General features: G+C 56.9%; 17 protein-coding genes. 7 read left to right on the top strand and 10 right to left on the bottom strand.

Annotated features, from left to right (window positions below; genetic code table 11):
• Window positions 1-313: 313 nt before the first annotated feature.
• On the top strand, window positions 314-1,477 hold the full coding sequence (locus NW839_RS02775; RefSeq protein ID WP_414351276.1) for an S-layer homology domain-containing protein: 1,164 nt from the start codon (window positions 314-316) through the stop codon (window positions 1,475-1,477).
• Window positions 1,478-1,494: 17 nt separating this feature from the next.
• Here NW839_RS02775 and NW839_RS02770 read toward each other — a convergent pair whose 3' ends face one another.
• On the bottom strand, window positions 1,495-2,166 hold the full coding sequence (locus NW839_RS02770) for an exopolysaccharide biosynthesis protein (protein ID WP_238376955.1): 672 nt from the start codon (window positions 2,164-2,166) through the stop codon (window positions 1,495-1,497).
• Window positions 2,167-2,260: 94 nt separating this feature from the next.
• On the opposite strand from NW839_RS02770, the gene NW839_RS02765 reads away from it, so the two are divergent.
• The 4 genes from NW839_RS02765 (at window position 2,261) to NW839_RS02750 (ending at window position 4,831) form a co-directional block, all read left to right on the top strand.
• Complete coding sequence (locus tag NW839_RS02765; RefSeq protein WP_414351279.1) at window positions 2,261-2,686, top strand: hypothetical protein; 426 nt, start codon at window positions 2,261-2,263, stop codon at window positions 2,684-2,686.
• Window positions 2,687-2,879: 193 nt separating this feature from the next.
• Window positions 2,880-3,116: an ATP-binding cassette domain-containing protein gene (locus tag NW839_RS02760; RefSeq protein ID WP_414344206.1), complete on the top strand. Its 237-nt coding sequence runs from the start codon at window positions 2,880-2,882 to the stop codon at window positions 3,114-3,116.
• Between the two features lie 96 nt (window positions 3,117-3,212).
• Complete coding sequence (locus NW839_RS02755) at window positions 3,213-3,815, top strand: DnaJ domain-containing protein (RefSeq protein WP_414351281.1); 603 nt, start codon at window positions 3,213-3,215, stop codon at window positions 3,813-3,815.
• Window positions 3,806-4,831, top strand: coding sequence for a hypothetical protein (locus NW839_RS02750; protein ID WP_414351283.1), 1,026 nt, complete (start codon window positions 3,806-3,808; stop codon window positions 4,829-4,831). Before NW839_RS02755 ends, NW839_RS02750 begins: the two co-directional genes overlap by 10 nt.
• A gap of 164 nt (window positions 4,832-4,995) precedes the next feature.
• On the opposite strand, the gene NW839_RS02745 is transcribed toward NW839_RS02750, so the two are convergent.
• From NW839_RS02745 to NW839_RS02705, 9 genes are all read right to left on the bottom strand, one after another.
• Window positions 4,996-5,976, bottom strand: a complete 981-nt coding sequence (locus tag NW839_RS02745) for a tyrosine-type recombinase/integrase (protein ID WP_414351285.1) — start codon at window positions 5,974-5,976, stop codon at window positions 4,996-4,998.
• A 72-nt stretch (window positions 5,977-6,048) separates the two neighbouring features.
• Window positions 6,049-7,401 (bottom strand): acetyl-CoA carboxylase biotin carboxylase subunit, encoded by a 1,353-nt coding sequence (gene accC, locus NW839_RS02740; RefSeq protein ID WP_414351288.1) that lies wholly within the window; start codon window positions 7,399-7,401, stop codon window positions 6,049-6,051.
• A 127-nt stretch (window positions 7,402-7,528) separates the two neighbouring features.
• On the bottom strand, window positions 7,529-8,710 hold the full coding sequence (locus NW839_RS02735) for an RNA-guided endonuclease InsQ/TnpB family protein (RefSeq protein ID WP_414332259.1): 1,182 nt from the start codon (window positions 8,708-8,710) through the stop codon (window positions 7,529-7,531).
• A 145-nt stretch (window positions 8,711-8,855) separates the two neighbouring features.
• Window positions 8,856-9,791: a 4-(cytidine 5'-diphospho)-2-C-methyl-D-erythritol kinase gene (ispE, locus tag NW839_RS02730; RefSeq protein ID WP_414351292.1), complete on the bottom strand. Its 936-nt coding sequence runs from the start codon at window positions 9,789-9,791 to the stop codon at window positions 8,856-8,858.
• A gap of 105 nt (window positions 9,792-9,896) precedes the next feature.
• On the bottom strand, window positions 9,897-10,349 hold the full coding sequence (locus tag NW839_RS02725) for a hypothetical protein (protein ID WP_414344702.1): 453 nt from the start codon (window positions 10,347-10,349) through the stop codon (window positions 9,897-9,899).
• A 246-nt stretch (window positions 10,350-10,595) separates the two neighbouring features.
• Window positions 10,596-12,617, bottom strand: a complete 2,022-nt coding sequence (locus NW839_RS02720) for an FHA domain-containing protein (protein ID WP_414351294.1) — start codon at window positions 12,615-12,617, stop codon at window positions 10,596-10,598.
• A 181-nt stretch (window positions 12,618-12,798) separates the two neighbouring features.
• Entirely contained in the window at window positions 12,799-13,341 is a 543-nt protein-coding gene (locus NW839_RS02715; RefSeq protein WP_414351296.1) for an FHA domain-containing protein, read from the bottom strand.
• A 529-nt stretch (window positions 13,342-13,870) separates the two neighbouring features.
• On the bottom strand, window positions 13,871-14,335 hold the full coding sequence (locus NW839_RS02710; RefSeq protein WP_414351297.1) for a hypothetical protein: 465 nt from the start codon (window positions 14,333-14,335) through the stop codon (window positions 13,871-13,873).
• A gap of 118 nt (window positions 14,336-14,453) precedes the next feature.
• Window positions 14,454-15,665 carry an acetate kinase gene (locus NW839_RS02705; protein WP_414332255.1) on the bottom strand — a complete coding sequence of 404 codons (1,212 nt, stop codon included), beginning with the start codon at window positions 15,663-15,665 and terminating at the stop codon, window positions 14,454-14,456.
• Between the two features lie 233 nt (window positions 15,666-15,898).
• Between NW839_RS02705 and serA the strand changes: the two genes are divergently transcribed.
• Entirely contained in the window at window positions 15,899-17,479 is a 1,581-nt protein-coding gene (gene serA / locus NW839_RS02700; protein ID WP_011433001.1) for a phosphoglycerate dehydrogenase, read from the top strand.
• 61 nt (window positions 17,480-17,540) lie between these two features.
• Window positions 17,541-18,857 (top strand): bifunctional folylpolyglutamate synthase/dihydrofolate synthase, encoded by a 1,317-nt coding sequence (locus NW839_RS02695; protein WP_414351299.1) that lies wholly within the window; start codon window positions 17,541-17,543, stop codon window positions 18,855-18,857.
• Window positions 18,858-19,043 lie beyond the last annotated feature (186 nt).

Below are 19,043 nucleotides of genomic sequence, written 5' to 3'. Positions count from 1 at the left end.
CATCAAAGCGCATTCCTCCCGGCACTGACCCTACGGGTACAGTGCGGGGCTCCTGCGATTTCTAGCTGACGCGACAGAGATTTAGGGGTTTCCTTATCAATCCTCTGCAGTTGCGTTTTGCTGCAAATCTTGGGTTAGAAACGCTCAAATTACCACAGAGCAAGGGTTTCCGCCATTGTCATCACTGAGGAAATAGCCAGAATAAAAGTAGCCATTGACCCAGCGATGGGCGCTACGACAACTCGGTGAACGAACGATGTTTCCCTCTCTTTTAACTCCACGTGCAGCAGGCATACTCCTATCGGGAGCTGTCTTGGGCATCCACTGCCAGGTGGCCATGGCCGCTCCCTTCCGCGACACCTTTGGTCACTGGGCCCAAGCCTACATTGAGACCCTCTCCGCTCAAGGAGTGTTGAACGGCTTCCCCGATGGTACCTTCCGCCCCAATGAGCCGGTGACCCGCGCTCAGTTTGCCACCATTGTCAATACCGCTTTCCGCCTCCGCAATACCTCCGGTACTTTTATCGGCTTTCGGGATGTGCCCCCCACCCACTGGGCAGCCAGCGCCATCTCGACGGCAGCAGCCAACAACCTGGTGGCAGGCTTTCCCGATGGCACCTTCCGTCCTGAGCAGCCCGTTACCCGCACCGAAGCGCTGGTGGTTTTGACCAACGCCATTGGCAACACGGGAGCGATCCCAGCCGCTCAGCCCGGAGATCTCTTCAGCCGCTACCGAGATGCGGCAGCCATCCCCAATTGGGCCCTGGCACAACTTGCGGCAGCCAACCGCGCCGGGTTGATTGTCAATTATCCAGACCCGATGCTCTTGGAACCCAACCGTCCCGCCACTCGCGCCGAGGTAGCAGCCTTCACCCACCAGGCCATGCTCAGCCGGGGATCCTTGGTGGCACAAAACCCAGGGGGCTTGCCCTCCGGTTCCCAGCCAGGCTTTGACCTGCGCCTTTCCACCCTAGCGGCGGGCACCCTGATGCAAACCACCACCCCCTTCAACGAGCGCCTCTTCATTGCCCCCAACGAAACCCGGCCCATGTCTTTGATCGTCCGCAACCCGATTCGCAACGCCCAGGGGGATATTCTGGTGCCTTTTGGCTCGCGGGTGGATGGCCGCTTTGAGCCAGCCCCAGGGGGCACCCGTTTTGTGGCGGAAAGCATCATTGTCAACAACCAACTGTTCCCCTTGGCTGCCCAATCGGACATCATTCACGATGTCAAGGATCCCCGCTACACCACCACAGGCAAAATCATTCAGGATGCGGCCATCGGTGCAGCAGCAGGCGCTATTCTCGGCTTGGTAACCGGAGACAATGCCATTGCCACAGAGGAAGTGCTGGGGGCAGGGGTGGCCGGAGCGGTAATTGGCAATGTAACGGCACCACAGGTGGTGGTGCTGGATCCCAATCAGGTGATCGAGCTGCGCCTCACTCAGGATCTGGCGCTGACCCCAGCATCCCGATAAAAGCGGTGCTGGCATAGCTATCTTCCCAGCCAATCCAAAAGGGTTGTTCCCCCCAACCACAGGCCGATCAAAATGGAAGTGGTCAGCAGTCCTCCTGCTACACAGATCAGGGATCCCAAGCTGCACAGGATCCCGTCTTCTTCCAGGAGGCCAAAGGCGGTGACGAAAACCCCCATTGCCGGCAGGGTGTTGGTGCCTGGAACGGGGATGATCATGGAAATCCCCATCAAGCCGATCCAGGTGCCCAGCCAGACTTGGCCGAGCCGTGTGGTGCAAAGCTGCTTCCAACGGGGGCGGGCAATTTTTTCAATGCGCTGCAACCATGGGATCCCAGCCTGCACCCACTTTTGAAAATGCTTCCGTTCAATAGAGGTCTGCAACACCCATTTCGGCAGCCAAGGAGTGGTTCGCCCTGCCAGCATTTGTGCGGCCAGCAACAGGATGACCACGCCAAAGGGAGTGGAATAGCCGGGAGCCGGCAGAGGCAAAGCAGAAGGGAAAGAGAGCACCGCCAAAAACAAGCCAAAACTGCGCTCGCCCGCCAGTTTTAGAATGTCTTCGATGCGGATCAACCCTTCCGGGGAGGGTTCGGGTTGCTCTGGGCTCTCGGGAAGGCGGGAAAACCGGGCTAGCTCTTGAGACAGACGGGCCATAGAGGGGGCAGGGCTGGAGCGGGCAAAGTTTGGCAACGGGTGGGCACTACCTGGAGGGCCAACGATAGCCTACTGCAAATTCAAGTTGTGTTGGATATCTTGAGCAAAGGGGTGGTTTCGGAGAGGTGACATGCTCGGTGACAGGTTCAAGAGGGCCGTAAACATCAGCAGCCTTGAGCGACAGCAGAAGGCTCCGACTCAGTTCCGCAAAGGGGGTCGTAGGCTAGGATGGCCCCTGCTGCTGGGATCCCTACTGATAGTGGGGCGCGGTGTGGCCCTGGCAGAAGCGCAGTTGGAGGTGGGCACTTCCACCACCCTGTCCCCGCAGGCAGCTCCGCCGGTGTTGCCACCCCCCCCTGTGGGAGTCCGACAAATTTCCCTGGATACCGACCCCGAACAAACCGCTGATATGCCCCTTTCCCTGATGGCCGAACAGGTGTTGGAGGCGGTGTGCGAAGCCCAGATTGATGCCCAACGGGCCTTGGCTCTCATGCCCGACCTGAGCGAATCCCATATCCGTGCTGCCTGTCCGAAGCGACTGATCCCCAAAAGCTGAAGGGGCGGCCCCAAGTTGGCGCTGAAAAGTAGCCGGAAATACGTTCACTGCCAAGGAAAGGTGGTACTCAACCTGTGTACCTCTTTCTTCAGAGAGCCTTCCATTTATGATCAGCCTTTTTATGAGAGAGCCTGTCTGGTAGGGATCCTGGCGGGGGAACTCAACCGAACAGGCAAGCTGGGGGCGCTCTAGCGTGGACTTTGAACTACGGGCCGGGGAGATTTACGCTCTCCGGGGGGAGAATGGCGCCGGGAAAACCACCCTGATGAACATGCTGGCGGGCCTCTACCAGCCGGATGCTGGCGAGATTCGCCTGCGGGGCCGCCCAGTGCGGATCTGCTCCCCACACCAAGCCATCCAACTGGGCATCGGTATGGCGAAGCTTATGTGGTGCAAAGCTTTACAGGTACCGGCAACATTGTTACACTGACCTAAGATTGTCTGCATCATTGTGCAAATAAATTCACAGACAGCCTATAAGTTTTGTGCGGATCTACACTTGGCATCACTGACTTGAGGGGAAGCCATGCCCAAAAAAGCCGCCAGCACAAAACCAAAAACAACTAGGGCAACCTCAAGAGAAGAGACCAAGCCCGATCCGCAAAGGGCGATTGCTGCAGAAATCCAGCGCCTTTCCGATACCTACGGCATCTCTAAGGAACTCCTGGAGAATTTTGCGCGGTTTGTGGTCAGGCAGCTACAGCCACCGCCTCGGTTGTCTGTCAAAGAGCTGCAGAAAGCGATTTACAACCACTTTGGCGTTAAAAACGCAGCCGAGCTGAGAAAGTCAGCCAGCTTCAAACTGGCAACCAGCGGCATGGGCAAGCTGAGCTTATCCAACATAGACGATTTGGAGCGCATTTATCGTCAGCACATCGGGATCCTTCCCAACGAAGAGGGGGAAGAGGGGTATGGCTGCATCAACGGGATCAACATCTTCAAGTACGACTTGCCATGGCGGGTTTTTGGACTTGACCCCGATCGAGCTACCAATGAGGACATCAAAGCTGCCTTTTATCGCCTGAGCAAGATCTACCATCCCGATTCTCCAACCGGGGATGACAAAATTTTCCAGCGATTGACTCTCTTCTACAAAAGCCTTACGGAGAAATTTGAGCAATGGCTATAGTCTATGTTTCTTCAAACAAGCTCGCCGAATTTTTGGGTATCAGCCTTGAGGAACTCAGGGAGATTGAAGCCTACTTTGACAGTATCCCTGATGATGAGTGGGAACTGGTGGAAGGTAAAGACTATCGCGTTATCAACAAAAGTTCGGGGCTGAGAGAATACACGCAGTCTGGTGCTTACGCCATTTTATCCTTTTTAAGGTCTAGGTCAGAGCAAGGTCGTAAGTACTCTACAGACACAAGCATTAGCACAAGCATTAGGAATTGGTTCAAGGAAGAGTATCGCAAGAGGCAGAAGGCTCTGGTGGATCATAGGATCCTCGAAAACAGCTCCTCTCTGGTCAGAAGACAAGATCAGTTTTGGCTATCTCTTCAAGATGTTGTGACGATCTTTGGAACTCGAACTGATTACCTTAAGAAAGCGCTTGAGATTGCATCAAAACAAAGTAAACTCATCAAAGACGTTCATTACACACGCTTTGGCAACGACGACACTGTCTACCTCTCTTTGCGAGGCATCTATGAGCTTGCCAAGATTATGGTAGAAGTCCTCAAGCAAAACCACAGAAAAGACTGGTGTCGAGATGTTGGCGAACGCATTGAACCCCAGATTCAGGCAATCGTCAAGACAATCCAGGATAGACAAAGGCAGATAGAAGGAGCAAAAGAGCTTGCAAGAAGAAGGGATAAAAATCTCTGTAGAGTTACTCGAAAAACAGCCAGTAGCCTAACGGTTCACCATCTCTACTCTGAAGCGCACTATCCAAAGATTGCAGCAAATCCTTCCAACCTGATTACTATAGCCAGCGAAGTGCATAGCCACTTTCATCAGTGGATGGGAGGTTTCAACGAGCCATGTACAATTGATGACTTCATCAAGTATGTTTTGGAATACTATCCTGAGAACAAAAACCTGATCATCTGGTTGGGACAACAGAAGGCCAGTCTTGGGCCGCAGTTGCCCATTGGCAAGGGGAGAGAGCATGTGCTCTACATTCCTCTCCAGCGTGTAACTTGAAATAACCCATTGGTTATCGGTTGTTTTCAGGTCATTCCAACCACCTTAGTCAGGTTTGTCCGTCCTTGAGGATCCTTGATCTCTTTTTGGGGATCCCTCTTTCTGCGAGCAATCCGCGTCTGTCTCACTGGAAACGACAGAGGCCATAGTACAGCCAGGGATCCCTAAACCAAGCCCTGATTTAAGATCTCGCGGGAACGGGCGATGGCTGCTCTCAAGTTGGCCCGCTGGGTGTAGCGCATCGTCATGGCGGCAGTTGTATGGCCCAGCAGGTGCTGGATATGCTCAGGGGCAACGCCGCGATCCAGCAACAAGGTGGCAAAACTGTGGCGAAACTGGTGGGGGGTTTGATGTCCCGGCTCAGGCTCGGTTAGCTTGAGCACAATATGCCGCAGGCCATCGTAGGTGAGGGGGCGCCCCCGGTAGGCCAAGCAGCGAGATTGGGAAACAAACAAGGGATCCGTCGGCGCGCACGGGCCCCGTTCTCGGCTCAGATACTGCTGCAACAGCTCGGAGAGGGGATCCCCTACTGCCACAGCGCGAGGTTTACTCCCCTTGCCACAGCGCACTTCCAACAGGGATCCCTCGGGGCTGATTTGAAAATCTTGAACGGTTAAGTCCAACAGCTCCTGGGCCCGCAGCCCGCACTCCAGCATCAGGCGAATCAAAGCCGCGTAGCGCAGAGAATGGTTTTGGGCCCGCTGCAACACCCGCTGCAACAACAACCGATCCAGATCGCGAGGCAAACGAGCGGGTAGGCGGGCAGGTCGAATGGCTTGAGTGGGCAGGGGATCCTGAAGGTAGCCCCGTTGGCTGGCCCATTCAAAAAATTGTTGCAAGGCCAACCGCTTGAGGTTGTAGGTGGCCGGAGAGGCGGGCGGGTGGATCCGCTGGCCGGAGCGGTTGCGAAACGGACGGCCCTTCAAGCTGTTCAAAAAGGACTGGACGTGGGCAGGCTGCACCTGGGGCAGCGGCACGGGGCAAGTTTTGGCAAACTGCTCCAGAGCGATGCGATAGGTGCGGCGGCTAGCCGGGGCCAGATCCCGCTGCCGCTCCTGCAAAAATTGCGCCGCCAGATGGCTGAGGCTGGGAACAGGGCCGCTCGGTTGAGTCTGTCGAACCTGACCAGGTCGGGGATCCCTCATCTTTAGCCCACTGGCAACCCTCAACCAACTCTATCCTTCCCCTGCGAGCAAGCTCCAGCTTGGACTCGGCCCCTACCCCGGCATCAAATGCTGAGCGATGAAGTCCGTGTACACCTCGCCCCGCAAAAAAGCCTCGTGGCGCAGGATCTGCTGGTGGAAAGGGATCGTGGTGGGCACCCCGGTGATGGCGCATTCCCCCAAAGCCCGCTGCATGCGGCGGATGGCTGCTGCCCGGTTAGGCCCCCAGACGATCAGCTTGCCCAACAGCGAATCGTAGTAGGGGGGAATGGTGTAGTCGGTGTAGATGTGGGAATCCATGCGCACCCCCGGCCCCCCAGGGGGCAAATAGGCACTGATCGTGCCAGCGCAAGGCCGAAACTGCTGCTTGGGATCCTCGGCGTTGATGCGGCATTCGATAGCATGGCCCCGCAGTTCCACATCCTTCTGGCGAAAGGTGAGGGGTTGACCTTGGGCAATGCGAATCTGCTCGGCAATCAGATCCAGCCCGGTCACCATCTCAGTAACCGGATGCTCCACCTGGATGCGGGTATTCATCTCGATGAAGTAAAACTGGCCGTTTTTATCCAGCAAAAACTCCACCGTGCCCGCTCCCACGTAATTCACCACCTTGGCTGCTTTCACCGCCGCTGCTCCCATGCGGGCGCGCAAGCTTGCAGTCAAAGCCGGGCTGGGGGCCTCTTCCAACAGCTTTTGATGCCGCCGTTGAATGGAGCAATCCCGCTCGTACAGATGCACCACATTGCCCTGGCTATCCGCCAAGATCTGAAACTCCACATGACGGGGGCGCTCGATGAACTTCTCCAAGTAAACCCCGCCGTTGCCAAAGGCTGCTTGGGCTTCCCCCTGAGCGGTGCGCAGCATCTTCAGCAGCTCCTGGGCATCCCGCGCCACCCGCATACCCCGCCCCCCGCCACCGGCGGTGGCTTTGATGATCACGGGGTAGCCGATTTTCTCCGCCAGCTTCACTGCCTCCTCCTCAGAGGTGATCAACCCGCGGCTGCCCGGCACCGTCGGCACCCCCACCGCTTGCATGGTCTCGCGGGCCGTGGCCTTGTCGCCCATCTTGCGCATCGCCTCTGGCGAGGGGCCGATGAAGATCAAGTTGTGGTCGGCACACATCTCGGCAAATTTGGCATTCTCCGCCAAGAACCCATAGCCCGGATGAATGGCAGTGGCCCCGCGGGTGAGGGCTGCCGAGATGATGTTGGGAATGTTGAGGTAGCTTTTGGCCACCGGGGCATCTCCTACGCAAACAGCCTCGTCCGCCAGTTGGACGTGCAGGGAGTTCTGATCCGCAGTGGAGTAAACGGCCACAGTTCGGATCCCCATTTCCTGACAGGTGCGGATGATGCGCAGGGCAATCTCACCCCGGTTGGCAATCAGGATCTTGGTGATGGGCGGCATGAGGGAGGTTCAAAGCTGAAGAGGTAGCTAGACCGCTAAGGCCAGCGGTCTGTAAACGCAAGGTTAAGTTCAGGTGCTCATCCTACTATTTGACATACTCCCCGTCTTAAAGGACGGGGATGCTTTCTCAGCCAGCAGAATTGCTCCTACCGACTGAGCTACACAGGGCATGAGGCTGAAACCTCAACCCTATGGGGGATGCCATGGCCCCAACTACTGGGCCGGAGCCCAGATACTTCCTGCGGATGTTAATTGCCCCCACCCCGTCCCGATGGAACTCAAACCCACACCCACACCTGTACACACGACCTTTGGGCTTGTTTCTCTGTCCACAAACAGGACACTCCTGAGAGCTGTACCGCTCATCTTGCAGTACCACTCTCATCCCCAACCGCTCAGCTTTGTAGGTGATGAGATGCCGGACTTGACCATGCAACATCTGGTGGATCTTCTGATTCGCCTTTTTGTTGTAGTTGGCAGACATCCGGATATCCCGAAGGTCGCCAATCACAACTGTCTGCACGCCTCGCTTGTGGAGCGTGGAGACCAATCGGGTTGTCTGCTTGTGCAGAATATCCCGAATTTGATTGCGCAGCTTCTTGAGCTGCAAACGTTGAGAGCGAACTAGCCGCTTCCACCGCCGAGAGCCCCGCTTTTTGCGCGCCAGGAGTCGAGCTAGCTTGCCCTGCAGCTTGTTCTGGTAGCGCCTTTTGGAGCGCAGCAGCCTGCCATTGGCGATGTAGGTTTGTCCCCCCTCATGAGCGACTGCGGGGTGAATCTCACCCAAATCCACAGCGGCAACGTTGCTCTCTTCCCCCTCTTCTTCCGGCGGCGTATCCCCCACCTTGTAGCAAGCCCTCAGCTCATACTGCTGGCCATCCCAGCCCATCTCTACCCAAACAGGCGTATCCCAAGCCCAGTTAACAATCAGGGGCTCCTTGCCTTTCCCGTTCGACAATCGCAGCTTCCCATTGACGACTTGGATGGCTGAAGATTTCCACTGGACTTTGTAGAAGTACCGACGGCGTCGAGGTGGACGGGCGTTGGGGTCGGTTTTGCGGCGTTCCCGCCAGGACTTGAGAGAGGCAAAGAAGCTTTGCACTACTGCGTCTGCACTGTGGGCATGAAGTGTATTCTCAGGGTCGTTGGGAAACCAACGCATGAATGTGGAAGGCTTTAACCACAATCCCTTCTTGCGGACGACCCGCCAAAAGTGAACGAGCACTTTTGAGTACAGCTCGCCTGCTGCCCTGCTCAACAGCTGCAGTTGCTCTGAGACGCCTAGCTTGAGCTTGCGGACAAGGTACATGCAAAGTTGCCTTTCCTGTCTAATAGCATCTTACAAAAGCCGCCCTAGAAGGGCGGGGCTTGTAACCCAGTTTTTTTGGTCAACTGGAGGGGAGGATAGAGAAGGTCAGGTGGGGATCCCACATTCAGCCCATCCAGTCGACAACCTAGGTAGGACTGAGGCTACAGGGATCCGGCTGCAGCAGAATCCCGGTGGGGGCAAACTGCGTCACCCAAAACTCCACATCTTGAAACTGGCGACGCAGGGTGTCGCGCGCTTGGGCGGCCAGCTCCAGGCTGGGCATGATCCCGAAGACCGTTGGCCCCGACCCCGACATCAGGGATCCCAGTGCCCCCGCCGAGAGAAGAGCTTGGCGCAGTTCCCCTACAATCGCGTACTCCGGCAAAACCACCTGTTCCAGGTCATTGCGCAAACTCCTGGCTAACGCCGGCGGATCCTGACGGCTGAGAGCCGCCAACGCCTGCGGCAAGGTGGGCAGTGTGGGTTTGAGTAGGGCATCCCCTCCCAAGCTCCCCTGACGAGAACGAAAGGCTTGATAGGCCCAGGCGGTGGAAACCCCCAGGTGCTTGGGCTTGGCCAGCAGCACAGGGATCCCTTCCCAATCGGCCAGCGGCTCCAAAACTTCCCCGCGCCCGGTGGCCAGTTGCGTTCCCCCCTGGATACAGAAGGGAATGTCGGATCCCAAGCGGGCTGCCAAACTCTGCAACTCTCCCACCGTCAGGCCCAGCCCCCACAGTTGGTTCAACCCCACCAAAACCGCTGCCGCATCAGCCGAGCCCCCCGCCAAACCTGCTGCCACCGGAATGTGCTTTTCGATGTGAATCTCCACCCCGGCGGAAGAGTGACACTCTTTTTGCAGCAGCTCAGCCGCTCGATAGGCAAGGTTGCGGGCATCTGTGGGCACTTCTGGGCGATCGCAGGTGAGGTGGATCCCGTGAGGACGGCTCTTCAACTGCAGTCGATCCGCCAAATGAATGCTCTGCAACACCATCGCCACCTCTGAATACCCATCAGGACGGGAGCCGAGGATTTCCAGGTAGAGGTTGATCTTGGCGCGGGCAATCAGGGTACAGGCTTGCATGGGGCAAAAATCTGGGTCAGCAACAACTTTTCAACTCCCCTCAGCCTGTACAGACTTATCCGGGGAGATCTCCCAGCCTGATTCTAGCGGCAGTGGATCCCCTCTCTAGCTGCCAGAGCGAGGCCATGGCCCCAGCCACTCTCCACCGCGAAAGCGCCAGCGGGGAAACAAAATGCGCATCACCACCCAAGCGCTGAGGTAAAGGCAAACCCAGACCACACTGTAGTGGAGAATAAAATCTCCCAAATCAAACCGTTGTCTTGGGATATGAGGCAGACCCACCACCCTCAGGACTGTACCCAAAAAAAGCCCTTCCCAAATGCCGGCCAAAAGCTGAAGGATCCCAGGCCAATCGTGATCCCACATCCACCCCATCAGGTAGTTATAAACAACATCCCAAACACAGCCAAACAGACCTACGTAGAACAGCACCCAAAAATAGGTGAGGCTGCCGCCATGTCCAGTGATCCCAAAATAAAAGGGTAAACTTGCCAAAACACCAACGGTGGCCAATAAGAAAATGCGAGTTTGCCAGCGGCCAATCAGGGTCGGAGTCATCTTTTCCTCCAGCAGTTTTGCCTATCGAGATCATCAGGATCTATTTCGCTCCCGGTCTGTTTGAGAGAATCTTCTGGCCTTCACCCCCATCCGTTCTCCCTTTGGTATAGAAGAGTTGGGGATCAACGCAACACCCCTTTCACCAGGTTCAACGGGATGGGGAATAGCCATGATGTGTCGCCAACAATAGCGTTGATAACCATAAACATCCGGCAAAATCCAGGAGCGTTGCCCAATGTCGGCAAGCTAGGGGCTGATGTTTAGGGCCCACTTGCACCATTGCCACAGGGATCGGATCCCTTCTAAGCCTTTGACCCCCGGTGCCCGCAGTCGAGCCAGGTGTTCCACCGAGCGATGGGCACAGTACTGTAAACCCAAAAACGTATCCACCGGCGCATAGGGCCCGCCCAAGGTGATGATCCCAGCGGCGTACATTCGCCCATCCCGGTTGCGCATCTCCACCAGCTCAAAGTCGTTGGAGACATGCAAGCGCCCGTGAGGATTGAGGGGCAGGTTGTAGTGGGTAATTAGATCGTTGAGGAGAGGATTGGTCATGGGATCCGAAACCAAACCCGTACAGTCGATAACGAAATCGGCCTCCACCTTTAATTGCGTGTTGTTGTGGGTACCTCGAATGTAGGTTACCGGCTTACCCTTGTCGCCGGGAACCACCGACTCCACCTTGCCGAACACAATCGAGTACCAGCCCTCTCGCAACCCTTGCCGCACGATCCGCCGCCATTTCCGCCGACTTGCTGTCGTGGTGCCGCCCCAAGCTTCCAGCAGTTCGCGCCGTTCCAGGGGGGTCGCCGCTTCCAATTTGGCACGCAGAACTCCTCCCCAAGTGCCCTTGGGCCAGTTGAAGGGCTGAAACTCCCAATGGTTATCCACTGCCCGTTTGGCTCGTCCGAAGCGATTACCGCTTTTGGGCGCACGGCTCAGATGCACCACCGAGATGCGGGGGTTGACTTTGCGGGCTTCGTAAAGGCGTTCCATCACCTGAGAGGCGACGATCCCAAATCCCCGAATTAGGACGGTGCCACCTTGTTTCTCCAACTGCTCATAAACGTGATCATGAGGCTCATAGCCGTGTACCACCGATCTCAAATCTCCTGTTTTTTCGCGAAACTCCTGCAGGTCGTTGAGCAACTTGATGGCCGGATATCCAGTTGCCAAATGGAGATACTTGGCCACCATAAAACGGTGATCCGTATGGCCGGGCCGCGTTGCCGAATAGGCCACCACATATCGCCCATCCTCCGTTTTGCGAATGGCGCGAATATGGCCGTAACACAACATTTGCTCCCAACCAATTCGGGCTGCCTCCCGATCCATTGAGGCAAATACATCCCCCGCCCGCGGCGTATAGGTATCTGCCAACAAGGGCTCACTAAATACCTGCCACAAAAAGCCGAATGCTTCCAACAATCGGCCGGAGAAAAAGGAACGCCAAGCATCCCGCAGAGCATAGCCAGGCCAGCCCCAAATGTTGTCTGGACAAGAATCGGAGCCAGAGCGAATTCGCTTCCAGCGGGGGATCTGGCAGTTGGTCAAAAGCCGTTCATACCGTTCGTAGGGTTTGCGGGCAATGCTGATGACGCGGATGTGTTCCGGTCTGACCCCGTAGATGCGCAGGGTATCCACCCAGACAAAGCTGCCGATACCGCCGCCCAAGGCCAAATAGAGGGTCTCCTCCACAGGCAGTCCGGTGGCTTTGAGGGCGCTCAGGGCAATTTGCTCGGCTCGAAACAAATCCGGCGGGGGAAAATCCGAGCCAGCCCGCACTTCAGGAAGCTGCTCTGGGGCGAAAACCACCGTGGAAGCCGGGGGAACCTCAAATGCAGTGTCGGGTTGGGTGGCCGGGCGAATCAGTTCGGTGCGCGGCTCCAGCAAAAGAGTAGGGGTGGCGGTCAGAAGGGTGGCATTGGGATCCCTGGGGGACACCAAACCCACGGTGATGCTGTAGGGGCCAAGCTCCACCACTTCTCCCCCCTGGAGCACCCGGCGTGCCTGACGGATTTTTTCCCCATTGATGCGGCTGCCGTTGGCACTGCGATCTTCATAGATGACCTGGCCATCCTCACCGAGATAGACGAGGGCGTGATAACGGGAGATCTCCTGGCTGGCAAACACAGCCCGCGCCACTTCTCGACCTTGCCATTCCTGTGGCAATTGGGCCAGCTCCCTGCCCAAGGCAAGAGGCAATGGAAAAATCAGCTCCTGCTGTTCTTCGGTGATGGGATCTTCCCAGCTCAGTTGAATTTGCATAGCTTCTGCTTACCTTTACAAATACAAAGATCATGAAGAGGCCATTGAGAAAACACAGAACAGCGCGACCTCACAGGTCACTTTTGGTTTGCCCGGGATCCCTTTTTTCTATCCCCCACGGACTTGGATCAGCCACTGGGATCTGTAAGAAGAATTAAGAAGAATAGAAAGGGTTGGTCCTCTAGAGAGGAGGTTGTGGGGCTTTGCCAGCTTCTGGAGGAGGGATCACCAAGGTAGCGCTCAAGACCAAATGTCCACAGTAGGGACAATTCTGACCCTGATATTCTGGGGGCAGGTAGTGAGGGTTTTCCAGGCGGCTGCACTTAACCTTGAGGGTGTCCAAAGTGCCGCGGCTGAGGAGATCCCCCTGATCCTTCCTGGCCACTTCTATAGACTTCACCCTCAGCACAATGTGCCCCAACTGAATTTGGCTATTGGCCTCAAGCGCAAGCTCTTCCTGAATCATTTTTCGGCCATTCACCCAGACAGGGTTGGGCTGCTTAGGAGGCAAACGATCCCGAGTTAAGTTGCGAATGTGAAAGTTTAAGGTTTTGGGATCGAAATAAAGCCCGGCGTGAACTCCTGAGACCGAGCGAGTTGGGTCATTGAGCACCACATCACAGCTGGGATCCCGTCCAATGGTAACCAGCTTGGAGGGAACAGGCGAAACCGTTTGCGATCGGCGCCGGTCGGCCTCGGTCCATTCTAAAGTGAGTTGACACACAATCCCATTCTCCACCGTTCAGCGCCTCCATTCCCTAGATCGGCTTCAGCATATCCAAAGGTCAGCTTGGGGAAAGCAGAAGATGTCTTTTTCGTCAAAATTGTTATCTTTTTGGATAACTATAACCTACTCCCCTGACCAAAGGCTTGCGCTGATCCGGATCACCTGAGTTGGGATCTCCGAGTTACATTCCTGCTGGAGACCGTGCCCAAACGCTCCGCGCCGCTTCCGCGACCACCCTCAGCTCCTCTTCCAGAGGGAGAGGGGAGCCAGACGGAAAGGTTTCATTCATGATGTTTAGACCATGATGTTTAGAGTGACTACATACTCGACTTTATCCCCACCCGATTTGAAGCAACAAAACTCGATCTCCTCAGGAACGGCGAGGCCGTTCAAGTTTGACCGAGGTGGCCTGATCCCTTGGCCGGAAGCCTCAGAAATCCACCTGAGAGATAGGGCCTAGAGTGAGTTTTGAGTTTCTGGGGATCCTGCAAGACTAGTATCCTCTGTGTCTTTATCCAAACCGTTTTCAAAGCACTCCGGTAAATGGGAAACTGCCGCTGCCCAGCCGCTCCTGCCGATCGAACACACTGATGGTGAGCTGATGGGATCCCGTTTGAGTGAGGGTAAAGCGATTCTGGGTCAGGGTCAGCCCTGTAACGGTGCAGGTGGTCGCCCCAACGAAGCAGCCGGGCAACTGAGCAGCATCAAAAGCTCCCAGGGTTACGAAATTGCCAAGTGGGGTGGTGACGGAAGCCAAAAAGGCGTTGGAACCCCGGATCCCGGCAGGGGCCTCTACCCGGAAAGACACCACAAAGGTTGGAGTTTGCCCCACCAAGACGGTGCGCGGAGAGAGATCGGTAATGGTGAGGGATGGAGCAGGTATGGGAGGCGGCAAGGGCAGAAGATCGCTGCTGCCGGTCGTGCCCCCACACCCCACCAGAACACTGCTCAGCAGCACCAGCACTGGGATCCGTTCATGCCTTCGCTGCATGGTTTTCCTCCACTCCAAAAGGTCTTCTTTTTTTGAGCTTATTGTCTAGAGTTTGTCTCCACCAAGCCAGCGGGCGGAAAGGAGAGAACCTGGCGAGAAGCAGCCTGGAATCCTTCGTCTATTCCCCTTGCAAAAGGTTTTGGCAAGCTGTGGCAATGGCCCAGTCCTCTTGGGCTGAGATCACCAGAACCCGCACCGGAGCATCCGAAGTGCTGATATCGCAGTTGCGGGGGGATCCGGCATTCAAAACCGGGTCGATCTGGATCCCTAAAAAACCCAGATCTGCACAGGCTGCCGCCCGCACCGGTGCCGAGTTTTCCCCAATCCCCCCAGAAAACACCAGCGCATCCAGCCGATCTAAGCTCATGAGCATTGCCCCAATCTGGCTGCGCAGACGGTGGACAAACAGATCGAAAGCCAGCTCCGCCCGGGCATGGCCTGCCTCCATTGCCTCCAACACAACCCGCATATCGCTGCTCAGGCCGGAAACGCCCTTCAACCCCGATTCTCGGTTCAAGATCCGATCCAGTTCATCCACACTCATGCCCTGGCGCAACTGATGGATCAAAATGCCCGGATCCACTGACCCCGACCGGGATCCCATCATCAAGCCCTCCAGGGGGGTGTAGCCCATGGTGGTGTCCACACTTCTGCCCCCGCGAATGGCCGCCAACGAGCAGCCGTTGCCCAGGTGACAAGTGATCAGCCGCAACTCTTCCAGGGGTCGGTTCAAGATCTCGGCAGCGCGACGGGCGCAATGCTCGTGGTTGATGCCATGAAACCCGTAGCGGCGGATCCCTTGTTCAGCCCAAGCGTAGGGAAGGGGGTAAAGGGCTGCGGCCAGAGGCATTTGCTGGTGGAAGGCGGTGTCGAAAACGGCCACCTGAGGGATCCCCGGCAACAGTTGCCTTAGCAGACGGATGCCAGCCAGCGCAGCAGGGTTGTGGGCTGGGGCCAAGGGGATCAATTGCTCAATCGCCCTCTCCACCTCTGGCGTAATTAAGGTGGGCTGCCGGTACAGGGATCCCCCATGCACCACCCGATGGCCGACGCCGCCGATCTCAGCCGCCTGCGGGAGCAGGGATCCCTCCCCTTGCCAGAGGCTTTGAAACAGCGGGGCCAGTTGGCCGATCCCTCCCTCAGGTGAAGCGGAGGGAAAAGATTCCCACCCACCGCCTCGCCGACGAGTCTGGATGAGGGCCTCCCCCGGCTTGTAGGTGAAATCCACCTGGGCTTGCCAGATGGGCGTGGCCTCCACCCTTCCCTCAACCGTCAGAAATAGGGAGGATTTGAGGCTGCTGGAACCGGCATTGACGACCAGAATATTCACAGCGTGTCTTCGTTGGCCTTCGCACTGCTGGGCTTAAGGCCTATAGCCCGCTTGCTTGAACAGAGCGGTTGACTACCCTGCCGCTAAGGATGACCATAGCATTAAAGCCCTCCTGCAGCTTCCTGAGGCCAAGGCGAACTGCGTAGCGGTAGGACGGAGCTTTAGACCCAATTTTTTGGGTAATCTGTTCCCCTACTTCTGTTGCCCTCCATCCCACTGGACTAACGCTGCTTATGCCCAGAGTCATCGTCACAGATCCCATCGATCAGGCGGGGATCGACATTCTCTCCCAAGTCGCTCAGGTGGATGTGCAAACTCAGCTCACCCCAGAGCAGTTGATCGCGGTCATCCCCAACTACGATGCCATCATGGTGCGCTCCGGTACACGGGTTACCCGAGAGGTGATCGAGGCGGGGACGAACTTAAAAATCATCGGGCGGGCGGGCGTTGGCGTTGACAACATCGATGTGCCTGCCGCAACCAAAGCCGGGATCCTGGTGGTCAACTCCCCAGAGGGCAACACCATTGCCGCTGCCGAGCACGCCATTGCCTTAATGATGGCCCTCTCCCGCCACATACCTGATGCCAATGCCTCTCTGAAATCGGGCCTGTGGAATCGGCAAGAGTTTGTCGGCGTAGAAGTCTACAAAAAAACGCTGGGGATTGTCGGATTGGGTCGGATTGGATCCCATGTGGCCCAGATTGCCAAGGCGATGGGGATGAAGCTGCTGGCCTATGACCCCTATCTATCCGTGGAGCGGGCCGAGCAACTGGGGGTACGCCTGGTGGACTTCACAACTTTGGTGCAGGAATCCGACTACATCACCTTGCACATTCCCAAAACCCCTGAAACCACCAACCTGTTCAACGCCGAAACCTTTCGCATGATGAAGCCGACCGCTCGCCTGATCAACTGCGCCCGCGGCGGTTTGGTGGATGAACAAGCCCTGTACGAAGCCCTGAAATCCGGCCAAATTGCCGGAGCGGCTTTGGATGTATTTGCCAATGAGCCCCTGAAGGACTCCCCGCTGTTTTCCCTGGGCAAAGAAGTCCTGCTCACTCCCCACTTGGGGGCCTCCACCGAAGAAGCCCAAGTGAATGTGGCCATTGATGTGGCCGAGCAGATCCGCGATGTGTTGCTGGGGCTGCCGGCCCGCTCTGCCGTGAACATCCCCGGCCTACAGGCAGAGGTGCTGCAAAACCTCAGACCCTACCTGGACTTGGCCGAAACCCTAGGCAACTTGGTTGGCCAATTGGCGGGGGATCGCGTCAACCAGTTGGAGATCCGCCTGCAGGGAGATCTGGCAGAAAAAGATGGTCAGCCGATCGTCATTGCCGCCCTCAAAGGGCTTTTGACGCTGGCGCTGCGGGAGCGGGTCAACTACGTCAACGCCTCCATTGAGGCCAAAGAACGGGGCATCCGGGTGGTGGAAACCCGAGATCCCTCCTTGAAAGATTATTCCGGATCCCTGACGTTGATTGCCCACGGCCCCAATGGGATCCGCTCGGTTTCGGGGGCGTTGATTGGGGAGCGAGAGGTGCGGATTACCCAGATCGACGAGTTCCCGGTGAATGTGCCCCCTTCCGCCAACATGCTGATGACCCTGCACCGGGATATGCCGGGAATCATCGGACGGATTGGCACCCTGCTGGGAGCCTACAATGTCAACATCGCCAGCATGCAGGTGGGGCGCAAGATCATCCGCGGCGATGCAGTCATGGTGCTCAGCTTGGACGATCCCCTGCCGGATGGGATCCTGGAAGAGGTGCTCAAGCAGCCGGGCATCCGTGACGCTTTTGTAGTGAACCTCTAGAATTGTTGATCCCTAGAAAAAATCCCAAATCTCACCTACCCTGGCAAGACGGAGTCTTTGCTTGAACCAGAGCAACTTGTCCCTAACCCTGTCCCAGATCCCAGACTGGGATTGGCCGGCCTTTCTGGAGTCCCTGGGCCATTTTGGTGTGGATCTCAGTCTGGAACGCATGCAAGTCTTGCTGCAGCGTCTAGGACAGCCCCAAGCTGGGATCCCGGCCATCCACGTAGCCGGCACCAACGGCAAAGGATCTGTCTGTGCCTGGGTCAGCCACGTGTTGTGGGCGGCAGGCTATCGTGTGGGTCGTTACACCTCTCCTCATTTAGTAGATTGGCGGGAGCGGATTTGGCTGAACGGGGAATACATTTCCACCAACGACTGGAGCCAAGCGCTGGCCCAGGTGCGAGACTGCCTACAAACCCATGCCCCTGACGAGGCTTCTCCCACCCAGTTTGAGGTTATCACCGCTGCCGCTTGGCTGTACTTCCGCCGGCAAAAGGTGGATGTGGCAGTGATAGAAGTGGGCCTGGGGGGGCGGCTGGATGCTACCAATGCCGGGATCGAGCCGGTGGTAACGGCTATCACCTCCATCGGCTGGGATCATTGGCAGCGCTTGGGCAACAGCCTTCCCCAAATTGCCTCTGAAAAGGCGGGTATTCTCAAGCCAGGGATCCCGGCAGTGTGCGCACCCCAAACCCCAGAGGTCACAGCAGTTATCCGAGCCAAGGCAGAGCAATTGCGAAGCCCCCTGAAGATGGTCGAACCTCTGCGATGGTCAGAGCCTCAAACCGTCCACTGGCGAGGGCAGCTCCTCACCTTGCCCCTCAGCGGCGATGTACAACTCACCAATGCAGCAGTAGCCCTTGCCGTTGTGGAAACCCTACAGCAACAGGGCTGGCGGATCCCAGATGCCGCTGTCGAAAAAGGATTTGCCATCACCCGTTGGCCGGGGCGCTTACAGCGGGTGCAGATTGGATCCCGTCAGTTGCTGATGGACGGAGCCCACAACTTGCCCGCTGCCCAGGCTCTCCGTCGCTATCTGGATGAGCATCAACCCGGCCCCCTCACCTGGTATGTGGGCATCCTCACCACCAAAGATGTCCAGGGCATTCTCAGCACCCTGCTGCGGCCGGGAGATTGCTTTTTTGCCCTGCCAATTGCCGGCCACTCTGGGACGGATCCCGAGCAACTTGCTCAGCTAGCCCAGACTCTGCAGCCTCATCTCGCCTCGGCACGGGCACTGCCCAATCTCTCCGCTCTTCGGGCTCAGTTGCTCAAGCCGAAAAACCTCACTGAGCCACCAGCTGTAATCTGCGGATCCCTGTACCTATTGGGCCAGGTGATGCAGGAATGTTTGGGATGGGATCTAGCCTGTTGAACTGACAGGTGAAACCTTATGCAAAACCTGAGCTCCTCTCTTATAAAGAAAGAGAGAGGAGCTATGAACAAAAACTAGCTCTCAACCACTATCACTTGATCAAGATACTCCCCTACTGATTGGGTTAGGGTGGTGGGCCTGGCACCGAGCTAGGTTGCCAGCAGGTCGCCCTGCCAGTAGGTTCGC

The organism is Synechococcus sp. R5-15 (assembly GCF_047462035.1).
Classification (GTDB): domain Bacteria; phylum Cyanobacteriota; class Cyanobacteriia; order Thermostichales; family Thermostichaceae; genus Thermostichus.
Note: the sequence above shows the minus strand (reverse complement) of the source record. Positions and strands in the feature narration are given on the sequence as shown.